Here is a 1,942-nt window from a genome sequence, read left to right on the forward strand (position 1 = left end):
CTGCTGCTGATGGCGAAAGAGCAGGAAGTTGCCCGCCTGCAAAGCGAAATCAGCGAGGAAGTGAACGAAAAGGTGCAGAAGCACCAGCGGGAGTTTTTCCTCAAGGAGCAGCTGAAAGTCATCCAGCGCGAACTGGGCATGGCCAAGGACGACAAGACCGCCGACGCCGAACGCTTCCGTGAGCGCATGGAGAAACTCGACCCGCCGGAACAGGTGCAGGAACGGTTTGATGACGAGCTGCAGAAACTGCAGGTGCTGGAACAGGGCTCACCGGAATACGGTGTGACCCGAAATTACCTGGACTGGCTAACCCAGGTGCCCTGGGGGCTGACCTCCGAGGACCATTTCGACCTGGCCGAAGCCAAGCGCATTCTGGACCGAGACCACGACGGCCTGGAAGACGTGAAGGATCGCATCGTCGAGTTCCTCGCAGAAGGCACCTTCAAGGGTGAAGTCAGTGGCTCCATCCTGCTGCTGGTGGGCCCGCCGGGCGTGGGGAAGACGTCCATCGGTCACTCGGTGGCCGACGCCCTGGGCCGCAAGTTCTATCGCTTCAGCGTCGGTGGCATGCGTGACGAAGCCGAAATCAAGGGCCATCGCCGCACCTACATCGGCGCCATGCCCGGCAAATTCGTGCAGGCGCTGAAAGACTCAAAGGTGTCAAACCCGGTGATCATGCTGGACGAAATCGACAAGATTGGTGCCTCCTTCCAGGGCGACCCCGCCTCCGCACTGCTGGAAACCCTGGATCCGGAGCAGAACCGGGAATTCCTCGATCACTACCTGGACGTGCGCATGGACCTGTCCAAGGTTCTGTTCATTTGCACCGCCAACCAGCTGGACACTATTCCCAGGGCACTGCTGGACCGTATGGACGTGATTCGCCTGTCTGGCTATATCGCCGAGGAAAAACTCGCCATCGCCAAGCATTACCTGATGCCACGGCTGCTCAAGCGAGCCGGTTTGCTGAAAAAGCAGATGAACATCACCGACGCGGCCATCAAGCAGATCATCGAAGGCTACGCCCGGGAAGCCGGCGTACGTAGCCTGGAAAAACTGCTGCACAAAGTCATTCGCAAAGGCATCGTGCAACTACTGGAACATCCTGACAAACCCGTGAAGGTGGGCGTTTCCGACCTGCAGACCTACCTGGGACAACCGGCATTCCGGAAGGAAAAATCCCTCAAGGGCACTGGTGTGGTCACCGGCCTTGCCTGGACCGCCATGGGCGGCGCCACCCTGAGCATTGAAGCGTCACGCATTCACAGCACCCAGCGCGGCTTCAAGCTCACCGGGCAACTGGGGGAGGTGATGAAAGAGTCCGCCGAAATCGCCTACAGCTACGTGTCATCAAACCTCAAGCGATTCAAAGGCGACCCGACCTTCTTCGACAAGTCCTTCGTGCACCTGCACGTACCCGAAGGCGCCACCCCCAAGGACGGCCCCAGTGCCGGTGTCACCATGGCCACCGCACTGCTGTCCATTGCCCGCAAGGAAGCACCCCAGCAGAACCTCGCCATGACCGGCGAACTGACCCTCACCGGCCAGGTACTGCCCGTCGGTGGCATTCGCGAAAAAGTCATCGCGGCCAGACGCCAGAAAATCAACAACCTGATACTGCCGGAAGCAAACCGGGGGGATTACGAAGAGTTGCCGGACTACCTGAAGGAAGGGCTGACGGTGAATTTTGCCAAGCAGTACAGCGATGTGTTCCAGGTGTGTTTCGGGGACAGGCCGAAGAAAGGGGCTTCAGTGCATTAATCAATTAAAGTGGCCGGAATCGGTCCCGGGGCGGGGGTGCCTTTTCTGCCAGAAAAAGGTGGCTGAGCGAAGCGAGTTCTTTTTCCAAAGAAAAGGCACCCCCGCCCCGGGACCAGCCCCTGACTCAGGCCTTGGCCTTCCACCCATCCTCACGAAGCACCGGCCCCACATCCAGCACCGG

The 1,942-nt window shown here is 59.5% G+C and carries 1 protein-coding gene; it reads left to right on the plus strand.

The window, feature by feature from the left end; all coding sequences use genetic code 11:
* On the plus strand, nt 1–1,761 hold a 1,761-nt coding region (gene lon, locus ACESMB_RS02210), incomplete at its 5' end, for an endopeptidase La (protein ID WP_372970822.1).
* Between the last annotated feature and the right edge of the window lie 181 nt (nt 1,762–1,942).

The sequence above is a fragment of the Marinobacter sp. genome, assembly GCF_041686475.1.
Classification (GTDB): domain Bacteria; phylum Pseudomonadota; class Gammaproteobacteria; order Pseudomonadales; family Oleiphilaceae; genus Marinobacter.